Raw genomic sequence first — 21,163 nt, 5'->3', positions numbered from 1 at the left:
GACGCGCGCGGGGATGCAATGCCCCCGCGCGCGTTCGTGCCACGGTAGTGCCGCAGTTTGCGGCGATCAGTAGCGGTAGTGCTCGGGCTTGAACGGGCCATCGACCGGCACGCCGATGTAGTCGGCCTGCTTCTGGCTGAGCTTGGTCAGCTTCACGCCGAGCTTGTCGAGATGCAGCGCCGCGACCTTCTCGTCGAGATGCTTGGGCAGGACATAGACGTCGTTCTGATATTCATCGCCCTTGGTCCAAAGTTCGATCTGCGCCAGCGTCTGGTTGGTGAAGCTGAAGCTCATCACGAAGCTGGGGTGACCGGTCGCGCAGGACAGGTTCACCAGCCGGCCCTTGCCGAGCACGATGATTTCCTTGCCATCGGGGAACTTCACCAGGTCGGTGCCCGGCTTGAGTTCGTTCCACTCGTAATTATCGAGCGCGGAAATCTGCAGCTCGCTGTCGAAGTGACCGATGTTGCAGACGATCGCCTTGTCCTTCATCGCCTTCATCTGTTCGGCGGTGATGACATGCTCGTTGCCGGTCGCAGTGACGAAGATATCGGCAACACCGACCGCTTCGTCCATGGTCACGACTTCGAAGCCGTCCATGGCCGCCTGCAGCGCGCAGATCGGATCGATTTCGGTCACCAGAACGCGTGCGCCGCCATTGCGAAGCGACTGCGCCGAACCCTTGCCGACATCGCCGAAACCGGCGACGCAGGCGACCTTGCCCGACAGCATCACATCGGTCGCACGGCGGATCGCGTCGACCAGCGATTCGCGGCAGCCATAGAGATTGTCGAACTTCGACTTGGTCACGCTGTCGTTCACATTGATCGCGGGGAACGGCAGCTTGCCCTGCTTGGCGAGGTGATAGAGGCGGTGGACGCCGGTGGTGGTTTCTTCCGAGACGCCAACGATGTTCTGAACCGACTTGGTCAGATATCCCGGCTTGGCCTTGAGGAACGCCTTGAGCGCACGCTGGAATTCGATTTCCTCGGCGTTCTGCGGCTCGGGCAGTTCCTCGCCCGCTTCGATGCGCGCGCCCCACAGCGCGAACATGGTGGCATCGCCGCCATCGTCGAGAATGATATTGGCGGTGCGGTCGGCATCGTCCTCGGTCGACCAGTCGAAGATGCGGCCGACATAGTCCCAGTAATCGGCGAGGCTTTCACCCTTGATCGCGAACACGGGAATGTCCTGCGCCGCGATTGCAGCGGCGGCGTGGTCCTGCGTCGAATAGATGTTGCAGGTGGCCCAGCGCACATCGGCGCCCAGCGCGACCAGCGTTTCGATCAGCACGGCGGTCTGGATCGTCATGTGCAGCGAGCCGGTGATGCGCGCGCCCTTGAGCGGCTTGTCGGCATATTCCTCGCGCAGCGCCATGAGGCCCGGCATTTCGGTTTCGGCAATGGCGATCTCGTCGCGGCCGTATTTGGCCAGCGCCAGGTCCTTGATAACGTAATCGGTAAATTCGGTCACGATGATGTCCTCGACTTTTCGGGGTGGTGACCGCACGCAAAAGGGGCGGCCGCCGCATTGGCGCCGCCCCTAGCCCCTCCACGAACCGGGGGCAACAGCCCCCCGACCGTTGCGAACCCGAAGGGGCCCCGGCGCGCCGCGAACCGTCCCCCGTTGCGCGGCGCAGCAGCGAGCCGTTTCATCGCTGCAATCTCGCATTTCATGGGATAGGGTAAAGGGATTACAGTAACTTAAAGCGGCGCGGTAAAGACGTCTTAACGCTTGCACGGCGGTTCCGCGGTGCCGTGCCCGTCGAGGAAGGTTGCGCGGGCCTTCGCGCCCGCCTACCCATGCGCCGGACGACATTAACGGAGTTTCCAACATGACGATTTCGGTGGGCGACAAGCTGCCTGATGTGAAGCTGGTCAAGGCGACCGAGAATGGCCCCGAACAGGTCAGCTCGAGCGAATATTTCAAGGGCAAGAAGGTCGCGCTGTTTTCGGTGCCCGGTGCCTTTACCCCGACCTGTTCGGCGCGCCATCTGCCCGGCTATGTCGAAAAGGCCGGCGACCTGAAGAGCAAGGGCGTCGACGAAATCGTCGCGACTGCAGTCAACGACGCTTTCGTCATGGGCGCGTGGAAGAGCTCGGCCGGATCGGACGACATCACCATGCTCGCCGATGGCAATGGCAATTTCGCCGAAGCCGTGGGCCTGACGATGGACGGTTCGGGTTTCGGTATGGGCAAGCGCGGACAGCGGTATTCGATGGTTGTCGAAGACGGCGTGGTCACGCAGCTCAATGTCGAGGCACCCGGCGATTTCTCGGTCTCGAGCGCGGAACACATGCTCGGCCAGATGTAGGCCTGTTTCGGCCTGCGCCGTTACGGAATGACCGCCCCGCCCGGCCCTGCGCCGGGTGGGGCGTTTTCGTGAGTCCCGTGCGAAGGTCGCCCTCCCGCCTGACCAAAATATACAAGACACGGGCCAAAATACCCTGAAGCCTGTCCCGATCGCCCCCCCATCAAGGAACCCGATCGGTACCCTCAGCTCCCTGCAAGCGGGCCCTCTCGCGACAGGGCAGGTTGAGGCACGACTCAATGCCTATGATAGAAAAAACAAGAGATTATGTCACCGTTCTCCGACAGCAGGCCACGCAGCTGAACGAACTTGCCGATACGCTGGAAAAAGACCTTGGCTGCGCTGCCCGCCCAACCAAACCGGCTTCCGCTCCGAAAGTATCACCGGTCGAATTGGTCCCGGTAGCCCAAGCGATGTTCTCGCTGCGACGCAGGCGCGAAAAAATCCTGCCGCCGAAATTCCTCGGCGAACCGATGTGGGACCTGCTGCTCCATCTGTTCGAACGCACGGCGAACGACCACCCGGTATCGATCACCAAGGCCAGCTATGCGGCGCACGTTCCACCGACCACCGCGCTACGCGCCATTTCGGTCATGGAGAACGAGGGGTACCTCGTCCGGACCAAGCCCTGCGCGAATTCGCGCAATGTCCAGCTGAAGCTGACCGACAATGCGATGGATGCCATGTGCAGCTATCTGCAATCCTCGGATCCGCCGCGCCTGTATACCGAGGCGCTGGTTCGCAGGATCGGTTAAATCGGCGTGTCCTGATGGGCCGACTATACTCCGAATGCCGTTGAGACTGCACTCGGGGAAGCGAGGTCAGCCGTACCCCATCAGGCGGAGCACTTCCTCGCGGCTGCGGTGATCGTCGAGGAACGTACCCATCATGCGGCTGGTGACCATGCCGACACCGGGGGTTTTGACCCCGCGCGCGGTCATGCAGCTATGCGACGCCTCGATAACCACGGCGACGCCCTGCGGCTGAAGGTTCTCCCAGATGCAATCGGCGACTTCCGCGGTCAGGCGTTCCTGCACCTGCAAACGCCGCGCGAAACCGTGCAGCACCCGGGCCAGCTTGGAAATGCCGACCACGCGGTCATGGGGCAGGTAAGCGATCGCCGCCTTGCCGATGATCGGCGCCATATGATGTTCGCAATGCGACTGGAACGGGATGTCCTTGAGCAGGACGATCTCGTTATAGCCGCCGACTTCCTCGAACACGCGGCCGAGATGGTAGGCGGGATCTTCCTCGTAACCGAGGCAATATTCCTTCCACGCGCGCGCCACGCGGGCGGGGGTATCGAGCAGGCCTTCACGCGAGGGATCATCGCCGGTCCATTCGATCAAGGTGCGAATGGCATCCTGGACATGGTCGGGTACCGGCAGCTTGCCGCGGGGATCGTCCTCGTCGGGTCCAACTAGGCTGCTCACGTTCCCTTGATCCTCCTGAACTTTTCGCGAAACCGCGCGAGCCTGCTGCCTTTGCGGAAAAGGCCGCCCTTTGCAAATGGCTCGAACATCTCTTCCGGGTGCTCGGGATCGAGCAGCGCGCTTTCGGCCAGGGTCTGCTCGACTCCATTGAGTTCGGGCGCGTGGTAACGCCGCAGATTGCGCCCGCCGTCTTCCTGCGAGTGGTCGATCAAACGGGCCATCGACCCGTAGCGCGACAGCAGCTGGCCGACCTCCCCTTCGTCGATCCCGCAATGCTCGCCGAGCAGCGATCGCCGCAGGTCGGCAATGCCGGCACGCGCGTGATCGTTGCCCTCACGCGTGGCATCGATGAACACGTCGCATTCACTATCGAGTCCCATCGAGCGATTGTTGAGATTGGCCGAGCCGATCCGCAGGATATCGTCGTCGATGATCATGATCTTGGCGTGGACATAGATCGGGGTCTCGCCGGAAAATGGTGACCACAGCGAGAACCGGTGGTGCTTATCCGCCTCTTCTATCGCGCGCACCAGTTCGGCGCGTGCGTGGTCCATCGCCTGCTGCTCCAGCCAGCCATCGGCATGGCAGGGATGGACGATGACGATCTCGGGCGGTTCGTCTTCCTGCAGCCGGGCGATGATCGCCTCGGCAATCGCGCGCGAGGCGAAATACTGGCTTTCGGCGTAGATGAAGCGTTTGGCCGCCCCGATCTGCTTGAGATAGAGTTGCTCGATCTCGTCGACCGCCTCCCAGTCACGATAGGATGCGCGGGTGCGGGCGATGCCGATTTCGACATTCTCGAATTGCGCCTCCAGTGCATCGGGCCAGGGCGTACCGGGGCTTTCGGGCACGTCGGGAAGTTCATCGCCGCCAGCGCAGGTCCAACGGTCGTCCCCCAATTGTGCAAGGGCGACGGCGATTTCGCCTTCCATCATCATCGCGGCATCGTGCCACGGCTTATAGGGCCGCCCATGCGGCGTCTTGCGCCGCGGATCATCTTCCTTGTGTTCGCGCGTGTCCCAGCGCTGGTCGGTCATGTCTATCCCGCCGCACACGGCGACCTGGTTGTCGAGCACCGCGATCTTCTGGTGGTGGGTACAGCCGACCGGATGGGCGGTGTCGAATTTGAAGGTGATCCGCGAATGCCGGATCCACCGCGCGAGATCCCACCACATCGAGGCACGCCCGATGGTCGAAAGCGCACCGACGCTCCATTTGAGGATACGGATATCAAGCTGTTTGCGGTGCCGGGCAAGCCAGGCGATGAAACTGCCCAGGCGCGAGGGATAGCCGCGCTTCCACCCACGCTGCCACCAGCGACGTCCGCGTTCGAGATGGATGCGTGTATCGAAGTCCCAACCGATCAGCAGGATACGCCGCCGCGACTTGAGCATCGCTTCCTGCACGAGGGCGAAATAGTCAGCTGCGTCGACGATAACGCTGGCGCGCGTAGCCTTGGCATAGCGCCACACCCCCGGTTCGACCGAAGGTTCGAGCCCGGAAACCCGGCTCGGGTCGCTTGTGCCCGCTTTGCTCACCTCCCGCCCCCTGCCAGCGCTATTCCTTGGCGTCTTCCTTTTTCTCGGGCGTGACCTCGGCCTCGGCCATTTCCTCGCGCTTGCGGCGCTCGAACACCTTTTCCATGTGCTTCATGTCGTCATCGTCGAGATATTGCTCGAAGTCGGGGAAGTGATCTTCCTCTTCCTCGTTGATGTGATGACGGTACTGGTGGTCGAAATTCTTGAACTTCGTCAGCCAGCCACCTTCCGACATATCGGTAGCCGCCAGATCGTTGAGCGCTTCCTCGATCTCGTGGTGCTCGGCGACCGAGTGGCGCGTCTCGCCGGTGGTCGGCGGTTTGCGCAGCATGGTCGAATAGAGCGCCTGTTCCTCTGCCGCGGCGTGCGACTTGAGTTCCTTGGTAAGCTCTTCGAACAGCGTCACGCGCTCGCTGCTGTCGCCGCTCGTCTCGAGCAATTTGTCGAGCAGCTCGCGGTGCTGGTCGTGATCCTGCTTGAGGCGCGCGAAAATTTCTGAGGCGTCGGTCATGGAAAATGATCTCCTTTCACCAATGAACCGGCTACCGGCGGCGCGGTTCCAGTCTTGTGCCGGGCGGCGCGCGGTCCCATCTCCATGGCCATGCACGACCGCCAGGCCCCGTCGAAACCGCAGATGCAGATGATGGCGCAAGCCGCACTCGCTGCCCTGCCCGCGCAGTTCCGCGAGCAGCTGGGCGATATCGTCCTGCAGGTGGAAGACTTTGCCACCCCCGAGCAGCTAGCTTCGGTCGGCATGGAGGAACGCTGGCACCTATCCGGCCTCTATGAGGGCGAGCCCCTCCCCGACCGGTCGATCTGGGAAAGCGGACGCCTGCCGCCGCGAATCTGGCTGTTCCGCGAACCGCTGATTGCCGAATGGCGCGAGACCGGCGTGCGCATGGATGACCTCGTTCGCCACGTGGTGGTCCATGAAGCCGGCCACCACTTCGGCTTCAGCGACGACGATATGCATTGGCTCGAGGACCAGGCGGACTAGCGCCGCACCCGGAAGGACAGGCCACCGCGGTAGCGTGGGTCTGGCCGTCCTCAGCTCTCAAAAGCAAATTTCCCTACGCCAGAACCACAAGAGGCCACCCCTCTTGCGAGAGATGGCCTCTTGTGGCGCGCCCGGAAGGATTCGAACCTCCGGCCCCCAGATTCGTAGTCTGGTGCTCTATCCAGCTGAGCTACGGGCGCGCTTGGAGGGCGGCACATAGGCAGGTGCCCCCAGCTTGGCAATCCCTAATTCAAGGTTTTGCAAACAAGTGCCGCATGAGCTCGATATCGAGCGGCGGTTTGTCGAGCGACTCGATCTCGCGCGGCGCAAACCATGCGATTTCGCCCCCTTCGCGGGCCTCCACCGGACTGCCGTCCCACACCGACCTGTAAAGCATTATGACAATCGGCGGACGCGCTTCGGCAAGCGTTTCTTCGGCGAAGGCGACCGGCCAAACCTGCTCCGGCGCAAGCGCCAATCCGAGCTCTTCATCGATCTCCCGGACCAGCGCATCCCGCGGTTTTTCCTCGATTTCCACCTTGCCGCCGGGGAATTCCCACAACCCGCCATGGTGCTTGTGCGCGGGCCGCCGGTGCATCAGCCAGCGGCCCTTCCCGTCGCTGAGCGCCAGGGCCACCACACAGGTCCATGTCGGAATATTTTCCAAAACCTTCGCCGCCCTCAACCCTTTCTTAACCCGATCAGCCGTACTCACCGATTGTCAGCTTAGGCAAGTGACGAATGGGGCAACGAACATGGTCGAATTCCTGCGCAATCTGGGACGCGACACACGCGGAGCCACAGCCGTCGAATACGGGCTGATCCTCGCACTGATCTTTCTTGCCATGATTGGCGGGATTCAGGCCTTCGGCACTACGGCTACGGCCATGTGGACGAGCATTGAAGCCGCGGTTGTCGCGGTCACGAGCGGCTGACGGGGAAAATGGGATGCTCGGAGTGTTAGGATTTTTTCAACCACTTCGATGCAAAACCGAAAATGTTCGAACCGGATTTTCGGGACGGACCGGGTACGAAGACTGAACCAGGAGACGACACATGAAGTTTTTCCGTAAGCTGCGCCGCAATGAAGAAGGCGCAACCGCTATCGAATACGGCCTTATCGCTGCCCTGATCGCCGTTGCTGCGATCACCGCAATGCAGAGCCTGGGTGACGAACTCAGCACGACCTTCAACAAGGTCTCGACCACGCTGAGCGCCGAAAACTAAGTTCGACGCGATCGATAAAGAGAGGGCGGCGGGTTCAACCCGCCGCCCTTTTCTTTTGTCCGGCGTCGGCGTGACGCGTTAGCGCCCGCGGACGACGATCTTCACCTTCTGCCCCGCGCTGACCCCTTGGTTCGAGGCCAGCCCGTTGAGCACGCGGAAACGTTCTACCTGATTGTCGCTATAGGCCATCCGGCTCGCCAGTGAATTGACCGTATCGCCGCTCCGCACCGTGACCACATCGATCACGCGCGGGATGATATTGGCCGCGGTCTGCGCGTCGATCCGCCGCATCGAACTGAACATCTGGTTGAACGTCGATGCCTGGCCCGCCGGCGTGATGGCGAGGAAGTGATAGGCGACACTGTTCGAAAATTCATACGCGAACACCGTCACATCGACCTGCCCATTGCCCGAGTTTACCCGCGCGGTTCCGTAAGCGGCCGGCAATCCGTTGACGGTCGTCTTCTGGATCGACTGCGGGCGGATCTGCTGCTGCTCGCTCACCCCGGCGAAGACGCTGGTGACGTAGCTGTCGAGATTGTTGCTGTACGGTGCGAGCGTGAACTGTGCCTGTCCGCTCTGGCCGTTGATCGACACGGCGCGCGTGCCATTGACCATGTAGAAACCCTGCGGCGCGGTGAAGGCGAGCCGCAGTTCGGGATGGATGAACTGACGGCCTTCGACCACGCCCTGCGCCGGGTCGTCGCCATAGGTCAGCCCGTCGATCCGGGTGAGGAAGGTGTCGCGATTGGTGATCCCGCCGCCGACGCCCGCGGCTTGCGCGGTCGTCATGGCGCTCTGGACGCGGCTGGCCGGATCGGGGTGGGTCGAAGCCCATTCGGGAATGCTGGCATTGTCGCGGCCCTGGACCCGGGCATCGAGCGCGTTCTGCATCGCCAGGCTCTGCAGGACGGTCGCCATCGCGCGCGGATCGTAGCCCGCCTGGTTGAGATAGCGGATGCCAAGTTCGTCGGCTTCCAGTTCCTGCGAACGCGAGAATTTCAGCGTCAGCAATTGCGAACCCTGCAATGCGGCCTGGCCGATCTGCTGCCCAATCCCGCTATTGCCGAGCAGGATGCCCGACAGGATGGCACCTGCTGCGCCAAGCAGCGTATTGCGCTGCGAGGCGGCCTGGCGCCGCTGCGAATGGCGCGCGGCGACATGGCCGACCTCGTGCCCGAGCACGCCGGCCAGTTCGGCTTCATTGTTCATCAACGCGACCAGCTGGCGCGTCGTGTAGATATAGCCACCGGGGATCGCGAAAGCGTTGTTCACCGGGCTGTTGAGCAGCGAAACCGTGAACGATTCGCGCGCATTGCCAAGCCCGGACTGGACCGCGATGTTCTTGCCCACCTGCTCGACATATTGCGCATGGCTGCCGCTCATCGCGCCGCCGAATTCGGCGAGCAGCTGCGGATGCGCTTCGGCACCCATCTGCGCTTCGCTTTGCGTAATCGGGGTGGATGCGCTCGGAATGTCGCCCCCGCCCATGCAGCCGGCCAGCGCCAGCGACAAAGCGGTGACGGAGGTGGCGGCGGTAAATCTGATGCGCGACATAAAAGGTCTCCCCGATTGGCAAACGCGCGCGGGCCGACTTGAAGCGACCCGCGCGGCGGTGTTTCATACAAAAGGGAAAACCTGAACGGGGGGAAGTTTGTTCCCGCCTTGGCGGTTGGGGGTCAGCCCGCCAGCGTCAGGAAACGCTCTTCCCGCAAGCGTTTGAGTTCGTGCGGCGCATAACGGCCAAGCTTGTCGAGCTCTTCGGCGATCGCGATTCCCAGCGTGCTTACCGCCAATCGCGGATCGCGATGGGCGCCGCCGACCGGTTCGGGCACGATGCGATCGATCACGCCGAGGCTGGCGAGATCCTGCGCGGTGACCTTCATCGCCTCCGCCGCATCGGGCGCCTTTTCAGCGGTCCGCCACAGAATCGACGCACAGCCCTCGGGCGAAATGACCGAATAAACGGCGTGCTCCATCATCAGCACGCGTTCGGCGCTGGCCAGCGCCACCGCGCCGCCCGATCCGCCCTCGCCCACGATGGCTGCAACCATCGGGACAGGCAGTGCGAGGCAGGCCTCGGTCGAACGCGCGATCGCCTCCGCCTGGCCGCGCTCTTCGGCTTCGACGCCGGGGAAAGCGCCCGAGGTGTCGACCAGCGTGACCACCGGCAGGCCGAACCGCCCCGCCAGTTCCATCAGGCGGATCGCCTTGCGATAGCCCTCTGGCTTGCCCATGCCGAAATTGTGCCGGATGCGGCTGGCGGTATCGTTGCCCTTCTCGTGCCCGATGACCACCACCTTGCGCCCGTCGAGCTTGGCAAATCCGCCGAGGATCGCCTCGTCATCGCCATAACATCGATCGCCGCCGAGCGGGACGAACTCGTCGAACGCATGTTCGATATAGTCGCGGAAATGCGGGCGCGAGGGATGCCGGGCCACCTGCGTCTTCTGCCACGGGGTGAGCGCCTCATAAGTGCTGGCAAGCAGCGCAGCGCTCTTCGTCTCGAGCCGCTGGAGCTCGGTGGAGATGTCGACGTCGTCGCCCTCGGCTGCATTGCGCAGTTCGGCAATGCGCTGTTCAAGCTCGGCGACCGGCTTCTCGAATTCGAGATAGGAAATCATGCGGTGGCGCTAGTCCGAAGCGCGCTGCTGCGCAAGCGGGTGCCGCTCGTTGACCAGTCTCACCAGCCGTGCGGCATCGACATGGGTGTAGATCTGGGTGGTCGAGATATCCGCGTGGCCGAGCAATGTCTGCAAGGCGCGCAAATCCGCCCCGCCCTCCAGCAGATGCGTGGCAAAGGCATGGCGCAGGACATGCGGGCTGAGCTTTTCGGGCGGCAGATCGGCGCGCACTGCCAGTTCGCGGAGCAGCTGGAACAGCCGTACACGCGAGAGATGCCCGGTGCGCGAGGGAAACAGCCAGGGGGAATCGCTATCGCGCAAGGGCAGCCACCGCTGCAGCGCGGCACTTGCGCGCTGGCTGACGGGGACCATACGCGCCTGCCCGCCCTTGCCGATCACCGTCAGGAAGGGCGCATCGCGCGGGACCGCCGATAGCGGCAGCGCGACCAGCTCGGTCGCCCGCAAACCCGATCCGTAGAGCAATTCGAGAAAGGTGAGCATGCGCACGGCGGCGGGCGAATCGGCAGTCGCCGCCTCTTCGGCGGCGGCGAACAGCGCCTCTACTTCGGCATGGGAAAGAATCCGCGGTAGCGGGCGGCGGGTTGCCGGGCGTGGCAACGCATGTGTGGGATCGTCTTCGCGCAGCCCTTCGTCGATCACGAAGCCGAAGAATTGCCGCAGCGCCGAGATCTTGCGCGCCAGTGTCGACGGGGCGAGCGACGACCAGCCTTGGCCCAGCCGCGCCAATTGTGCCGGACTCGCCTGATCGAGGGTTCCCCCGACCAGTTCCTCTGCCTGTTCGAGGTCTCTCCCATAGGCAAGGATCGTGTTTCTCGCCGCCCCCCGCTCTGCCGCGAGCATGGCGAGGAAATCGGCGATCGCGCTCACGTCAGGCGCGCGCGACCGCCTCCGCGGCGATCATCCGGGCTTCGGCCTCGAGACCCACGCGGCGCAGTGCCGAAACGATGTGATAAAGGTGGCGGGCGGTCATGCGGTCCCAGCTCGATCCCTGCATGCCAAGGCCTGCGAGCATCGCCACCAGCGCGGGATTGTCGACCTCGGCCGCGCGATCGATCATCCGCGTCCAGCGGGTCTGCGCGGAAAAATCCAGGCCCAGCCGCCCGCTATACTCGGCGATCTCGCCGCTGCCGATCCGCTCGAGCCCGGCGAGCCCGGCAAGCAGCAGCCGCGAACGGCGCTGGCCTGCGGACCCGTCATCGTCGACGAAACTGTCCAACTCGCCGTCGGTGACGCCCACCGTGCGGCGGGGATCGGCCAGTGCCAGCAGGGCCCATGCCTCGCTGCCCGCATCCACCGTGCCCGCCCAGCGCATGGCATCGCCATCGAGGCCCGCGGTCAGCATCGACGCAATCAGGGCGCCCGTGTCGTCACCAAGGTCGGCATCGACCGGGAGGCGCGCCGCCGCATAGGCGGTCAGGACCATGCGACCGTACGCATAATCGCCGCCGCCCGACCAGATATCGCGGATTGCCGCCAGCCGCCGCATCGGGTCAGTCCCGACATAGGCTTCGCGCAGGCGCGAGGCGGTCAGCGCAGCATCGCCCTCGGCGCCTTCTTCGGCGTAGAGCTGGCTGTAGAGATCCACCATCGCCGAGGCCGACAGGATGCCGCTCGCCCCCGCGATCTCCGCACCGCGTGCGCGCTGGACTGGCGCGAGTGCGGGGGTCAGCGCCGCGGTGCGCACCAGTTCGGGGGCTGCATCGTCCAGCAACCCTTCGGGGATCGGTTCGCCCAGCGCATTGGCGAGGGCAAAGCGCCACGGGGTGATCGCGCCCGTACCGTCCCATTCGATCGTCACCGCACGGCGCCCGCGGCCGGCCGAGCCGGCAAGTCGCTGCGCTAGCAATACGTCGATCCGGTCGTCTTCGGTGCGGGTGAGCAGGCGGCGCAGATCATTCTGCGCGCGGGTCGCCTCGCCGGCGTAGGCGTTGCAAATCCCCGCCAGCATCTGCCATTCCTGATCGTCGCGCCCGGTTTCAACCAGGCGCACGGCCGGGCAGGCACCGACTATGTCGGCGGTGCCGATATAGGCGGCAACCGCGGCATCGGTCAGCGCGGGCGAGTAATTCGCGGTGTCGACATCCTGCACCAATGCGCGGGCGACACTGTGTTCGCCCATCGTGTTGAGCACTTGCACGCGAAGGGCCGCGAATTCGACTGGGTCCATGCCTTCGGGCGCCGCCAGCCTGCTGGCCAGCGCGCGGCGCAGCAGGATATGGCCCCAACGCGAAACCATCGGCTGCTGCATGCCCGCGAGCACCGCGCGGACCAGCGCCGCGGGCTGGCGCGCCAGTGAGCCTGCGGGCAGGCCGCCCTCGCTTGCATCCATCACACCGACCCGGTCCATCGACCGCCGGGCCGCAGGCGGGATATCGAACTTCGGCTTCAGCCCGAGCAATTCGTCGAGATCGTCGGTCGACATCGCCTCCAGCTCTTCGAGCGTAGGCAGATTGGACAGATCGAGATCGGCACGCGGCGCCGCGGACTGCACCGGCAGCGGCTGGACGATCTCGCCCGCCTGGCTCTCGGTCGCCTGCTGTGCAGCGGGCTGCTCAGGTGCCGCCAGCGCGGGCGTGCGCGTAGCGCGCGGGGTAGGTGTCGGCGAAGGCGCCGGGCTGTCGAAGCCGGGGGGCAGCAGGTCCACGGGCGCTTCCTGCGCCAGCACCATCGCGGAACTGAACGCGAGCGCCGCGCCGCCGACAAGCCATGCCGATTTCATCGCGCTGCCTCCGGCAATTCGACCGCCTGCTCGATCGGGTGCAGCGGCTCTTCCCCGCCATCAACCAGCGCCACGGCGAGCAATAAAACGAACAGCACCGCCAAGAGGCCTCCGATCCTTCTGCCGCTCATCGCCAAGATTTTCACGTCCCGTTTCAAGTGCTGATACCTTGCTCGCGCCCTAGCCCAGTTCTAGGCACGGCGGCAATGACCCATGCAACGACCCTCACCCCTGCCGACATCGGCGGCATCGCGCGCCGGATCGACCGCCCCGTGGTGCTGGTCGGGCTGATGGGCGTGGGCAAGTCCACCGTCGGCCGAAGACTGGCGGCAATGCTCGACAGGGACTTCGTCGATGTCGATGAAGAGATCGAACGCGCCGCCGACCGGACGGTGAGCGAGATTTTCGATTCCCATGGCGAGAGCTATTTCCGCGACGGTGAGCGCCGCGTGATCGCGCGGTTGATGGACGAGGCGCATGGGGTGATCGCCACGGGAGGCGGCGCGTTCGTCGATCCCGAGACCCGCGCCGCAATCCTCGACCGGGCGATCGCCGTGTGGCTCGATTGTGATATCGACACGCTGGTCGAGCGGACCGCACGCCGCGACAATCGCCCGCTGCTGCGCTCGGGCGACCCGCGCGAGATACTTACCGCGCTCAAGGACCGGCGCGGTGCCGCCTATGCGGAAGCACAGATTCACGTGGTCACCGACGACGCGCCGCATACCGAAACCGCGCAACGCATCCTGGAGGCGATCGACGCATGGCTGTGATTCCCGTCGAACTGGCCGGGCGCGAGTATGAGGTCCGCGTCGGGACCGGCCTGTTGGCCGATGTCGCAGGACAGGCGCGTCCTTTCCTGCGCAAACACCAGGTCTGCATCGTAGCCGATGAAAACGCGCGCGCACATTGGGGCGAGACAATCGCCGGGTCACTCGGCGCAGCCGGGATCGAACCGCGCTGGTATGATGTAGCGCCGGGTGAAGGCTCGAAAAGCTGGGATAGCCTTGCCCGGCTGACCGACTGGCTGCTCGCCCAGGGAGTCGAGCGCGGCGACCACGTATTTGCCCTGGGCGGCGGGGTCGTTGGTGATCTGACCGGGTTCGCCTGCGCCATCCTCAAGCGCGGCTGCGGCTTTGTGCAATTGCCGACCACGCTGCTGGCGCAGGTCGACAGTTCGGTCGGCGGGAAGACCGCGATCAATACAAGCGCGGGCAAGAACCTTGTCGGTGCCTTCCACCAGCCCGCGCTGGTGCTGGCCGATCTCGATACGCTCGGCACGCTCCCTGCACGCGAATTGCGTGCAGGCTATGCCGAAGTGCTCAAATACGGCGTACTGGGCGACCGGCCGTTCTTCGAATGGCTTGAAGGACACGGCGAAGCGGTGGTTGCGCTGCAACCGCAACCGCTCGAACAGGCGGTTGCCACCAGCATTGTAGCCAAGGCCCGGATCGTGGCCGAAGACGAGCGCGAAACCAGCGGCGCGCGGGCGCTGCTCAATTTGGGCCACACATTCGGTCATGCGCTGGAGGCGGAAACCGGCTTTTCGGACCGCTTGCTGCATGGCGAAGGCGTGGCGCTCGGCATGGTGCTGGCAGCGCGTTATTCGGCGCGCCGCGGCGCGCTTTCGCTGGACGATGCCCGGCGCGTTACCCGCGCGGTCGATGCTGCGGGGCTGCCTGCGGAAATCTCGGCGCTGGGTCTCGAGTGCGACGGCCGCCAACTGGCCGATCACATGCTGCACGACAAGAAGATGGATGCAGGCACGCTGCCTTTCATCCTGCTGCGTGCGATCGGCGAAGCGCATCTGGCACGCGATGTCGAACTGGCCGATGTCGCCGCCTTCCTCGACGAGGAATTAAAGGCGCATTGAGCTTAGCCGGAGGCGGCAGGCTCAGCCTGTCTGCGCTAGCTGAGACGCGGTGCCAGCCGGGTGATCTTGCCCACGCCGACCGGTTGATAGTCCGCCATCATCGCATCGTGTTCGGCAAACAGCCGCTCGATCTCGCCGCGGCGGTCGAGCAGCGTGCAGGCGATGCCCGGGGCCAGGCTTTCGCCGTCACCGATCTTGCCGAGGATGCTGGCGAGATCGCTCACCGTCGCCTCCTCGGGCGATTTGAAGAAGTGGCCCCTCGCGTCGAAGAACCCGGTACCCTTGCGTGCCATGTCGCTACCTCCCGCATGAAAGCATGAGCCGACTCAGAGCGCACAGGATTCCCCGCAGCGGTCAGCCTTACCAGCGCGTTTACCAACAAAGCCGGTGAACTCGGGCAAATTCGCAACAACGATACTCTATCAGGCGCCGAAAATTGCGCGTTGATGTGAGAATGCGCCAGTCCCGCCTGCCTATTCGAGCTCGAGAATCACCTCGTCTACAGCCAGGCTGTCGCCCTCCGCAGCGTTGATCTTGCCGACCGTGGCCTGCTTTTCGGCGCGCAGGATATTTTCCATCTTCATCGCCTCGACCGTGGCGAGTGGCTGGCCGGGATGGACTTCCTCGCCCTCGCCCACATGCAGTTTTACCAGCAGGCCGGGCATCGGGCAGATCAGCATCTTGGACAGATCGGGCGGTGTCTTCTCGATCATATGCGCGGCCAGATCGGCGATGCGCGTCTGCAGGATGCGCAAGTGATGCGTCGCGCCGCGCGTGGTCACCGCGTAGCCGGTGCGCATGGATTTGAGCTGGAGGGTATAAGCCTCGACCGGGTCGGCATCTTCGTCCGCCCCGTTCTCGAACAGCGCGACGTCGACCATCGGTTCGCCCGGCGTGTACTGCATCTCGATAGTGACCGGTTCGCCGTCGACGGTCAGCGCGTTCTCTTCGAGCCGCACCTCGTGCGACGTCGAGCCTTCCTCGCGTTCGCCGATGCGCACGGTCCAGTCGCCCGGAGCGTAGAGGTCGTCTGACAGCTGGCCCGCGATGCGCCGCGCACGGTCGGCATCGGCGGTGGCAACCACCCCGCCAACAGCGGCCAGAACCCTCGTCAGCTGGTCGGACGCGGGCGCGCCGGTGAACCCGTCGGGATATTCCTCGGCGATGAAGCCGGTGGTCAGTTCGCCCGAACGGAAGCGCGGGTGCTGCATGATCGCGCTGAGGAAATCGACATTGTGCCCCAGCCCTTCGATCCGGAAGGCATCGAGCGCCGCGATCTGCAGATCGGCCGCCTCGTCGCGCGTCTCGCCCCAGGTGACCAGCTTGGCGATCATCGGGTCGTAAAACATCGACACTTCGCCGCCTTCGAACACGCCGTCGTCGACGCGAACGCCGTCGACGCCGCGGCGGCCATTCTCCTGCCCGTCATCGGCCCAGGGTTCGACCGGCGGCTGGTAGCGCACCAGGCGGCCGGTGGACGGCAGGAATCCGCGATAGGGATCTTCGGCATAGACGCGGTTCTCGATCGCCCAGCCGTCGATCTTCACATCATCCTGCGTCATCGCCAGCTTCTCGCCTGCCGCGACACGGATCATCTGCTCGACCAGGTCGACCCCGGTGATCGCCTCGGTAACCGGATGCTCCACCTGCAAACGGGTGTTCATTTCGAGGAAGTAGAAGCTCTCGCCGGTCTTGTCGGCGCCGCTGACGATCAGTTCGACCGTGCCCGCGCTGTGATAGCCCACCGCCTGCGACAGCGCGACGCATTGCTCGCCCATCGCCTTGCGCATCTTGGGGGTGACGAAGGGCGACGGAGCCTCTTCAACCACCTTCTGGTGGCGGCGCTGGATGCTGCATTCGCGCTCGTTGAGATAGATCACATTGCCGTGCTTGTCGCCGAGGATCTGGATCTCGATGTGGCGCGGGTTGAGGATGAACTTCTCGATAAACACGCGGTCATCGCCGAAGCTGTTGAGGCCTTCGCGCTTGGTCGCCTCGAAGCCTTCGCGCACGTCCTGTTCGGAATAGGCGAGCCGCATGCCCTTGCCGCCGCCGCCCGCGCTGGCCTTCATCATCACGGGGTAGCCGATTTCGTCGGAAATCCGCACCGCATGTTCGGTATCCTCGATCTCGCCGACGAAGCCGGGGACGACGTTGACGCCCGCTTCCATCGCGAGCTTCTTGGACTCGATCTTGTCGCCCATCGCGGCGATGGCGTTCACCGGCGGGCCGATGAAAGCGATGCCTTCCGCTTCCAGCGCTTCGACGAAGCTCGCGCGTTCGGACAGGAAACCATAGCCCGGATGCACCGCTTCGGCGCCGGTCCGCTTGGCCGCGGCGATGATCTTGTCCGCCACCAGATAGCTTTCCGAAGCGGTTGCGGGGCCGATATGCACCGCCTCATCCGCCATGCGAACGAAGGGCGCGCGCGCATCGGCATCGGAATAGACCGCCACGGTCGCGATACCCATGCGCTTGGCCGTCTTGATGACGCGGCAGGCGATTTCGCCACGATTGGCGATGAGGATTTTCGTGAACATCGGTGTCAGTTCTCCGTTCCGGGTTTCGCTTCGCCGGACATCTGATTGCGCGTCAATTCGCGCAGTTCTTCGGTTCGCCGCTCGGTCAGAGCGGTCATGCAGGTGCTGTGGAGGAGCGGTTGCATCGTTCCCCCGCGCGCATCGTAGCTCGACAGCCGGCAATGCGCGTCGCGGTACGCGATCCAGGCGCGCTGGGCCTCCAGCAGGCTTTCCCAATAGCCCGGCTGGTCATCCTCGACCGCAGACCCGTCCTCGCGCTGCATGATCGCGCGCACTTGCGGCCACAGCGCGTTCAGTTCGGCATCGGCCTGCTCCCATTCCCGATGCGCGCAGATGTTCATCTCGCTTTGCACTTGTGGGTCGGCGCAGTCGGGCATGCCGGCAGCGGCCTGCGCAGTCAGCAGCAGGGACGACAGGATGATCATTCGGCCGGCTCGGCCACCTTGCAGGCGCGCATCGGTTCTTCCTGCTGCAGCGCCGTCAGGCCCAGCTTGGCGAACAATGCGGCGTCGGTGTCGTCGCCCGCATTGGGCGCGGTGAGCAGCTTGTCGCCGGTGAAGATCGAATTCGCCCCGGCGAGGAAGCACAGCGCCTGCGTGGCCTCGCTCATGCTCTCGCGTCCGGCGGACAGGCGCACCATGCTCATCGGCATGGTGATGCGCGCGGCCGCGACGGTGCGGACGAATTCGATATCGTCGATCTTGGCGAGCGGCGTGTCTGCCAGCATATCGCCCAGCACCGTGCCCTTGACCGGGACAAGCGCGTTGACCGGGACGCTTTCGGGATGGCGTTCGAGTGTGGCGAGCGTGTGGACGAAACCCACCCGGTCGCTGCGCGTTTCGCCCATGCCGACGATCCCTCCGCTGCACACGTTGATGCCCGCATCGCGGACGTTCTGCAGCGTATCGAGACGGTCCTCATACTTGCGGCTGGAGATCACGCGTTCGTAATATTCCGGCCCGGTGTCGACATTGTGATTGTAATAGTCGAGGCCCGCTTCCTTGAGCATGTCGGCCTGTTTCGGCGTAAGCATGCCCAGCGTCATGCAGGTCTCCAGCCCCATCGCGCGCACGCCTTTCACGATCTCGACGATCGCGGGCATGTCGCGGTCCTTGGGATTGCGCCAGGCGGCGCCCATGCAGAACCGCTGGCTGCCCGCATCCTTCGCCTGCGCCGCGCGCTGAAGGACCGATTGCACTTCCATCAGCTTGGTCGCCTCGACCCCGGAATCCGCCTTCACCGATTGCGAGCAATAGCCGCAATCCTCCGGACAGCCGCCGGTCTTGATCGACAGCAGCGTGCACAATTGCACCTGGTCTGCGGGATGGAACTCACGATGCAGCGTGGCTGCACGGAAGAGCAGCTCGGTAAAGGGAAGGTTGAACAGCTCCGCGATTTCCTCGCGGGTCCAGTCGGTGCGGATGTCAGTCAAAATTCCCTCTTTCTAAAAAATCGATGGGTCGCGTAGCCCCACAGTCCTATCGTGATAGCGGCGATGACCGCTGCATCGCGTCGCTTGTCACTCATGCATTCCTCAAAGCCTGCCTCGAAAGGCGGCAAGCATTCCGACATCGCATTCATGACGAAAAGTCCGAATCCGATACCAAGGATCGGCGCAGTGACGAAAAAGAGCCAGGCAGCCCACCTCACTCCGCCGCCTCGCCCAGATCCTCACCCGCTGGCGGCATGTTGTGTCCCAGCAGGCGCAACACATCCGCTGCGCATTCGACGACATTGCTGCCCGGGCCGTAGATCCCCTGTACCCCGGCATCGCGCAGGAAGTCGTAATCCTTCTGCGGGATCACCCCGCCCGCGATCACCTTGATGTCGCTGCGGCCCGCCTCCTTGAGCAGCCCGATCAGTTCGGGAATCAGCGTCTTGTGACCTGCCGCAAGGCTGCTGGCGCCGATCGCGTCGACGTCCTTGTCCAGCGCCATGTCGCGGGTTTCCGCCGGTGTCTGGAACAGCGGACCACTGACCACCTCGAAACCCATATCGCCAAAGGCGCTGGCGATGACATTGGCGCCGCGGTCGTGGCCGTCCTGCCCCATCTTCGCGACCATCAAGCGGGGCGCGCGGCCCAGACGGCGTTCGACCGCCTTCACGCCTTCGACCACCTGCCGGTAGCGATCATCCTCGGCATAGGCCTTGGAATAGATCCCGCGCACGGGGGTGGGCAGCGTGTCATAGCGGCCATAGGCGTCTTCCATCGCCTGGCTGATTTCGCCCAGCGTCGCATCGTGCCGCGCAGCCTCGACCGCCAATGCGAGCAGATTGCCTTCGCGCTGCGCCGCCCCGCGCGCCAGCGTATCGAGCGCGGCCTTGCAGGCGAATTCATCGCGTTTGGCGCGGACTTCCTGCAGCCGGGCGATCTGGCTCTGGCGCACCGCGTGATTGTCGATATCGAGTGTGTCGATCTCGTCCTCGGTCTCGCGGCGGTACTTGTTGACGCCGACGATAACCGTTTCGCCGCGATCGACGCTCGCCTGCTTGGCCGCGGCTGCGCTTTCGATCGCCGCCTTGGGTTTACCGCTGGCGACATATTCGGTCATCCCGCCGGCCGCCTCGACCTCGTCGAGCATGGCCTTGGCCTGTTCGACCAGCGCGGCGGTGAGGCTTTCGATGTAATAGCTGCCGCCCAGTGGATCGGCGACATTGGTGATGCCGGTCTCCTCCTGGATCACCAGCTGCGTGTTGCGCGCGATGCGGGCGCTGAAGTCGGTTGGCAGCGCGATCGCCTCGTCCAGCGCATTGGTGTGCAGCGACTGCGTTCCGCCCAGCACCGCCGCCATTGCTTCCACGGTGGTGCGGATGACGTTGTTGTAGGGGTCCTGCTCCTGCAGGCTCACGCCGCTGGTCTGGCAATGGGTGCGCAGCATCTTCGACTTGGGGTTCTGCGCCCCCAGCCCTTCCATGACATCGTGCCACAGCGCGCGCGCGGCGCGCATCTTGGCGATCTCCATGAAGAAGTTCATGCCGATGCCCCAGAAGAAGGACAGGCGCGGTGCGAAGGCATCGATATCGAGCCCCGCTTCCATCGCGCGCTTGGCGTATTCCTTGCCGTCGGCGATGGTGAAGGCGAGTTCCTGCACCGCGGTCGCCCCGGCTTCGTGCATGTGATAGCCCGAAATCGAAATACTGTTGAATTTCGGCATGTTGGCCGAAGTATATGCGATGATGTCCGAAACGATCCGCATGCTCGGTTCGGGCGGATAGATATAGGTGTTGCGGACCATGAACTCCTTTAGGATGTCGTTCTGGATGGTCCCCGACAGCTTGTCCTGGGCGACGCCCTGCCGTTCGGCGGCAACGATGTAGAAAGCCAGCACGGGGATGACCGCGCCGTTCATCGTCATCGATACGCTCATCGTGTCGAGCGGGATCTGGTCGAACAGGATCTCCATGTCGCGCACCGTATCGATCGCGACGCCCGCCTTGCCGACATCGCCTACGACGCGCGGGTGGTCGCTGTCATAGCCGCGGTGCGTGGCGAGATCGAATGCGACCGACAGACCCTTCTGACCAGCGGCAAGGTTGCGGCGATAGAAGGCGTTCGATTCCTCTGCCGTGGAGAAGCCAGCGTACTGGCGGATGGTCCACGGGCGCCCGGTGTACATCGAGGCGTAGGGCCCGCGCGTGAACGGCGCGATCCCCGGCACCCCGGGATCGACGAGCGTGGCGGTGTCCTGCGACGTATACAGCGGCTTTACCGCGATTCCTTCGGGCGTGTGCCAGGTGAGATCGCGCCCCTTCACTTCCTTGTCGGCGAGGGGCTTCCAGTCGTCATAAGTCGGCTTGTCGGTCATGCACGGTCCTAAACCACAATCGTATGCACAGGAAAAGAGCGGGCTCTCGTATCTGAGGCCAACCTTCCACGTCA

At 64.2% G+C, this 21,163-nt stretch carries 22 protein-coding genes and 1 tRNA gene; 7 read left to right on the top strand and 16 right to left on the bottom strand.

Annotated features, from left to right (window positions below; translation table 11 throughout):
- Positions 1 to 66 precede the first annotated feature (66 nt).
- Positions 67 to 1,473: an adenosylhomocysteinase gene (gene ahcY, locus VWN43_RS05035; RefSeq protein WP_253516472.1), complete on the bottom strand. Its 1,407-nt coding sequence runs from the start codon at positions 1,471 to 1,473 to the stop codon at positions 67 to 69.
- Positions 1,474 to 1,834: 361 nt separating this feature from the next.
- Between ahcY and VWN43_RS05030 the strand changes: the two genes are divergently transcribed.
- Together VWN43_RS05030 and VWN43_RS05025 are read left to right on the top strand one after the other, a co-directional pair.
- Positions 1,835 to 2,314 (top strand): peroxiredoxin, encoded by a 480-nt coding sequence (locus VWN43_RS05030; protein WP_320180417.1) that lies wholly within the window; start codon positions 1,835 to 1,837, stop codon positions 2,312 to 2,314.
- A gap of 242 nt (positions 2,315 to 2,556) precedes the next feature.
- Positions 2,557 to 3,066 carry a hypothetical protein gene (locus VWN43_RS05025; RefSeq protein ID WP_320180418.1) on the top strand — a complete coding sequence of 170 codons (510 nt, stop codon included), beginning with the start codon at positions 2,557 to 2,559 and terminating at the stop codon, positions 3,064 to 3,066.
- Positions 3,067 to 3,132: 66 nt separating this feature from the next.
- Here the strand turns inward: VWN43_RS05025 and folE are convergent, their stop codons facing one another.
- Genes folE through VWN43_RS05010 form a run of 3 tightly spaced genes read right to left on the bottom strand, consistent with a single transcriptional unit; the run spans position 3,133 to position 5,793 of the window.
- On the bottom strand, positions 3,133 to 3,744 hold the full coding sequence (folE, locus tag VWN43_RS05020; protein ID WP_253516481.1) for a GTP cyclohydrolase I FolE: 612 nt from the start codon (positions 3,742 to 3,744) through the stop codon (positions 3,133 to 3,135).
- Positions 3,741 to 5,282: a phospholipase D-like domain-containing protein gene (locus VWN43_RS05015; RefSeq protein ID WP_320180419.1), complete on the bottom strand. Its 1,542-nt coding sequence runs from the start codon at positions 5,280 to 5,282 to the stop codon at positions 3,741 to 3,743. Before VWN43_RS05015 ends, folE begins: the two co-directional genes overlap by 4 nt.
- A 19-nt stretch (positions 5,283 to 5,301) precedes the next feature.
- On the bottom strand, positions 5,302 to 5,793 hold the full coding sequence (locus VWN43_RS05010) for a hemerythrin domain-containing protein (protein ID WP_253516487.1): 492 nt from the start codon (positions 5,791 to 5,793) through the stop codon (positions 5,302 to 5,304).
- A 90-nt stretch (positions 5,794 to 5,883) separates the two neighbouring features.
- Here VWN43_RS05010 and VWN43_RS05005 point away from each other — a divergent pair, with 90 nt between their 5' ends.
- Positions 5,884 to 6,279, top strand: coding sequence for a metallopeptidase family protein (locus VWN43_RS05005; protein WP_320180420.1), 396 nt, complete (start codon positions 5,884 to 5,886; stop codon positions 6,277 to 6,279).
- 123 nt (positions 6,280 to 6,402) lie between these two features.
- Here VWN43_RS05005 and VWN43_RS05000 read toward each other — a convergent pair.
- Positions 6,403 to 6,479 (bottom strand) — tRNA-Arg (locus VWN43_RS05000).
- A 50-nt stretch (positions 6,480 to 6,529) separates the two neighbouring features.
- A complete protein-coding gene (locus VWN43_RS04995; RefSeq protein WP_320180421.1) occupies positions 6,530 to 6,994 on the bottom strand; it encodes an NUDIX domain-containing protein in 465 nt (154 codons plus the stop codon).
- Positions 6,995 to 7,034: 40 nt separating this feature from the next.
- Between VWN43_RS04995 and VWN43_RS04990 the strand changes: the two genes are divergently transcribed.
- Positions 7,035 to 7,214 carry a Flp family type IVb pilin gene (locus tag VWN43_RS04990; RefSeq protein WP_253516499.1) on the top strand — a complete coding sequence of 60 codons (180 nt, stop codon included), beginning with the start codon at positions 7,035 to 7,037 and terminating at the stop codon, positions 7,212 to 7,214.
- Between the two features lie 121 nt (positions 7,215 to 7,335).
- Positions 7,336 to 7,506 (top strand): Flp family type IVb pilin, encoded by a 171-nt coding sequence (locus VWN43_RS04985; protein ID WP_253516502.1) that lies wholly within the window; start codon positions 7,336 to 7,338, stop codon positions 7,504 to 7,506.
- Between the two features lie 78 nt (positions 7,507 to 7,584).
- Here the strand turns inward: VWN43_RS04985 and VWN43_RS04980 are convergent, their stop codons facing one another.
- The 5 genes from VWN43_RS04980 to VWN43_RS04960 form a co-directional block, all read right to left on the bottom strand.
- Positions 7,585 to 9,063, bottom strand: coding sequence for a M48 family metalloprotease (locus tag VWN43_RS04980; protein ID WP_320180422.1), 1,479 nt, complete (start codon positions 9,061 to 9,063; stop codon positions 7,585 to 7,587).
- A gap of 122 nt (positions 9,064 to 9,185) precedes the next feature.
- Positions 9,186 to 10,130 (bottom strand): acetyl-CoA carboxylase carboxyltransferase subunit alpha, encoded by a 945-nt coding sequence (locus tag VWN43_RS04975; RefSeq protein ID WP_320180423.1) that lies wholly within the window; start codon positions 10,128 to 10,130, stop codon positions 9,186 to 9,188.
- Positions 10,131 to 10,139: 9 nt separating this feature from the next.
- Positions 10,140 to 11,018, bottom strand: coding sequence for a tyrosine recombinase (locus VWN43_RS04970; RefSeq protein ID WP_320180424.1), 879 nt, complete (start codon positions 11,016 to 11,018; stop codon positions 10,140 to 10,142).
- Position 11,019: 1 nt separating this feature from the next.
- Positions 11,020 to 12,870 carry a hypothetical protein gene (locus tag VWN43_RS04965; protein WP_320180425.1) on the bottom strand — a complete coding sequence of 617 codons (1,851 nt, stop codon included), beginning with the start codon at positions 12,868 to 12,870 and terminating at the stop codon, positions 11,020 to 11,022.
- Positions 12,867 to 13,028: a hypothetical protein gene (locus VWN43_RS04960; RefSeq protein WP_253516511.1), complete on the bottom strand. Its 162-nt coding sequence runs from the start codon at positions 13,026 to 13,028 to the stop codon at positions 12,867 to 12,869. Before VWN43_RS04960 ends, VWN43_RS04965 begins: the two co-directional genes overlap by 4 nt.
- Before the next feature lie 48 nt (positions 13,029 to 13,076).
- Between VWN43_RS04960 and VWN43_RS04955 the strand changes: the two genes are divergently transcribed.
- Together VWN43_RS04955 and aroB are read left to right on the top strand one after the other, a co-directional pair.
- Positions 13,077 to 13,643 (top strand): shikimate kinase, encoded by a 567-nt coding sequence (locus VWN43_RS04955; RefSeq protein WP_320180426.1) that lies wholly within the window; start codon positions 13,077 to 13,079, stop codon positions 13,641 to 13,643.
- Complete coding sequence (gene aroB, locus VWN43_RS04950) at positions 13,634 to 14,743, top strand: 3-dehydroquinate synthase (protein WP_320180427.1); 1,110 nt, start codon at positions 13,634 to 13,636, stop codon at positions 14,741 to 14,743. The genes VWN43_RS04955 and aroB overlap by 10 nt, the downstream gene beginning before the upstream one ends.
- Before the next feature lie 35 nt (positions 14,744 to 14,778).
- On the opposite strand, the gene VWN43_RS04945 is transcribed toward aroB, so the two are convergent.
- The 5 genes from VWN43_RS04945 to scpA form a co-directional block, all read right to left on the bottom strand.
- Positions 14,779 to 15,036, bottom strand: coding sequence for a hypothetical protein (locus VWN43_RS04945; RefSeq protein ID WP_253516528.1), 258 nt, complete (start codon positions 15,034 to 15,036; stop codon positions 14,779 to 14,781).
- A gap of 180 nt (positions 15,037 to 15,216) precedes the next feature.
- Positions 15,217 to 17,283 carry an acetyl/propionyl/methylcrotonyl-CoA carboxylase subunit alpha gene (locus tag VWN43_RS04940; RefSeq protein ID WP_320180428.1) on the bottom strand — a complete coding sequence of 689 codons (2,067 nt, stop codon included), beginning with the start codon at positions 17,281 to 17,283 and terminating at the stop codon, positions 15,217 to 15,219.
- 5 nt (positions 17,284 to 17,288) lie between these two features.
- Entirely contained in the window at positions 17,289 to 17,708 is a 420-nt protein-coding gene (locus tag VWN43_RS04935) for a lysozyme inhibitor LprI family protein (protein ID WP_320180429.1), read from the bottom strand.
- Positions 17,705 to 18,715, bottom strand: a complete 1,011-nt coding sequence (bioB, locus tag VWN43_RS04930; protein WP_320180430.1) for a biotin synthase BioB — start codon at positions 18,713 to 18,715, stop codon at positions 17,705 to 17,707. Before bioB ends, VWN43_RS04935 begins: the two co-directional genes overlap by 4 nt.
- Before the next feature lie 214 nt (positions 18,716 to 18,929).
- Positions 18,930 to 21,089: a methylmalonyl-CoA mutase gene (gene scpA / locus VWN43_RS04925; RefSeq protein WP_320180431.1), complete on the bottom strand. Its 2,160-nt coding sequence runs from the start codon at positions 21,087 to 21,089 to the stop codon at positions 18,930 to 18,932.
- Positions 21,090 to 21,163: the final 74 nt, after the last annotated feature.

The sequence above is a fragment of the Qipengyuania sp. HL-TH1 genome (assembly GCF_036365825.1).
Lineage (GTDB): Bacteria > Pseudomonadota > Alphaproteobacteria > Sphingomonadales > Sphingomonadaceae > Qipengyuania > Qipengyuania profunda.
This window is presented reverse-complemented; position numbering and strand designations above follow the sequence as displayed.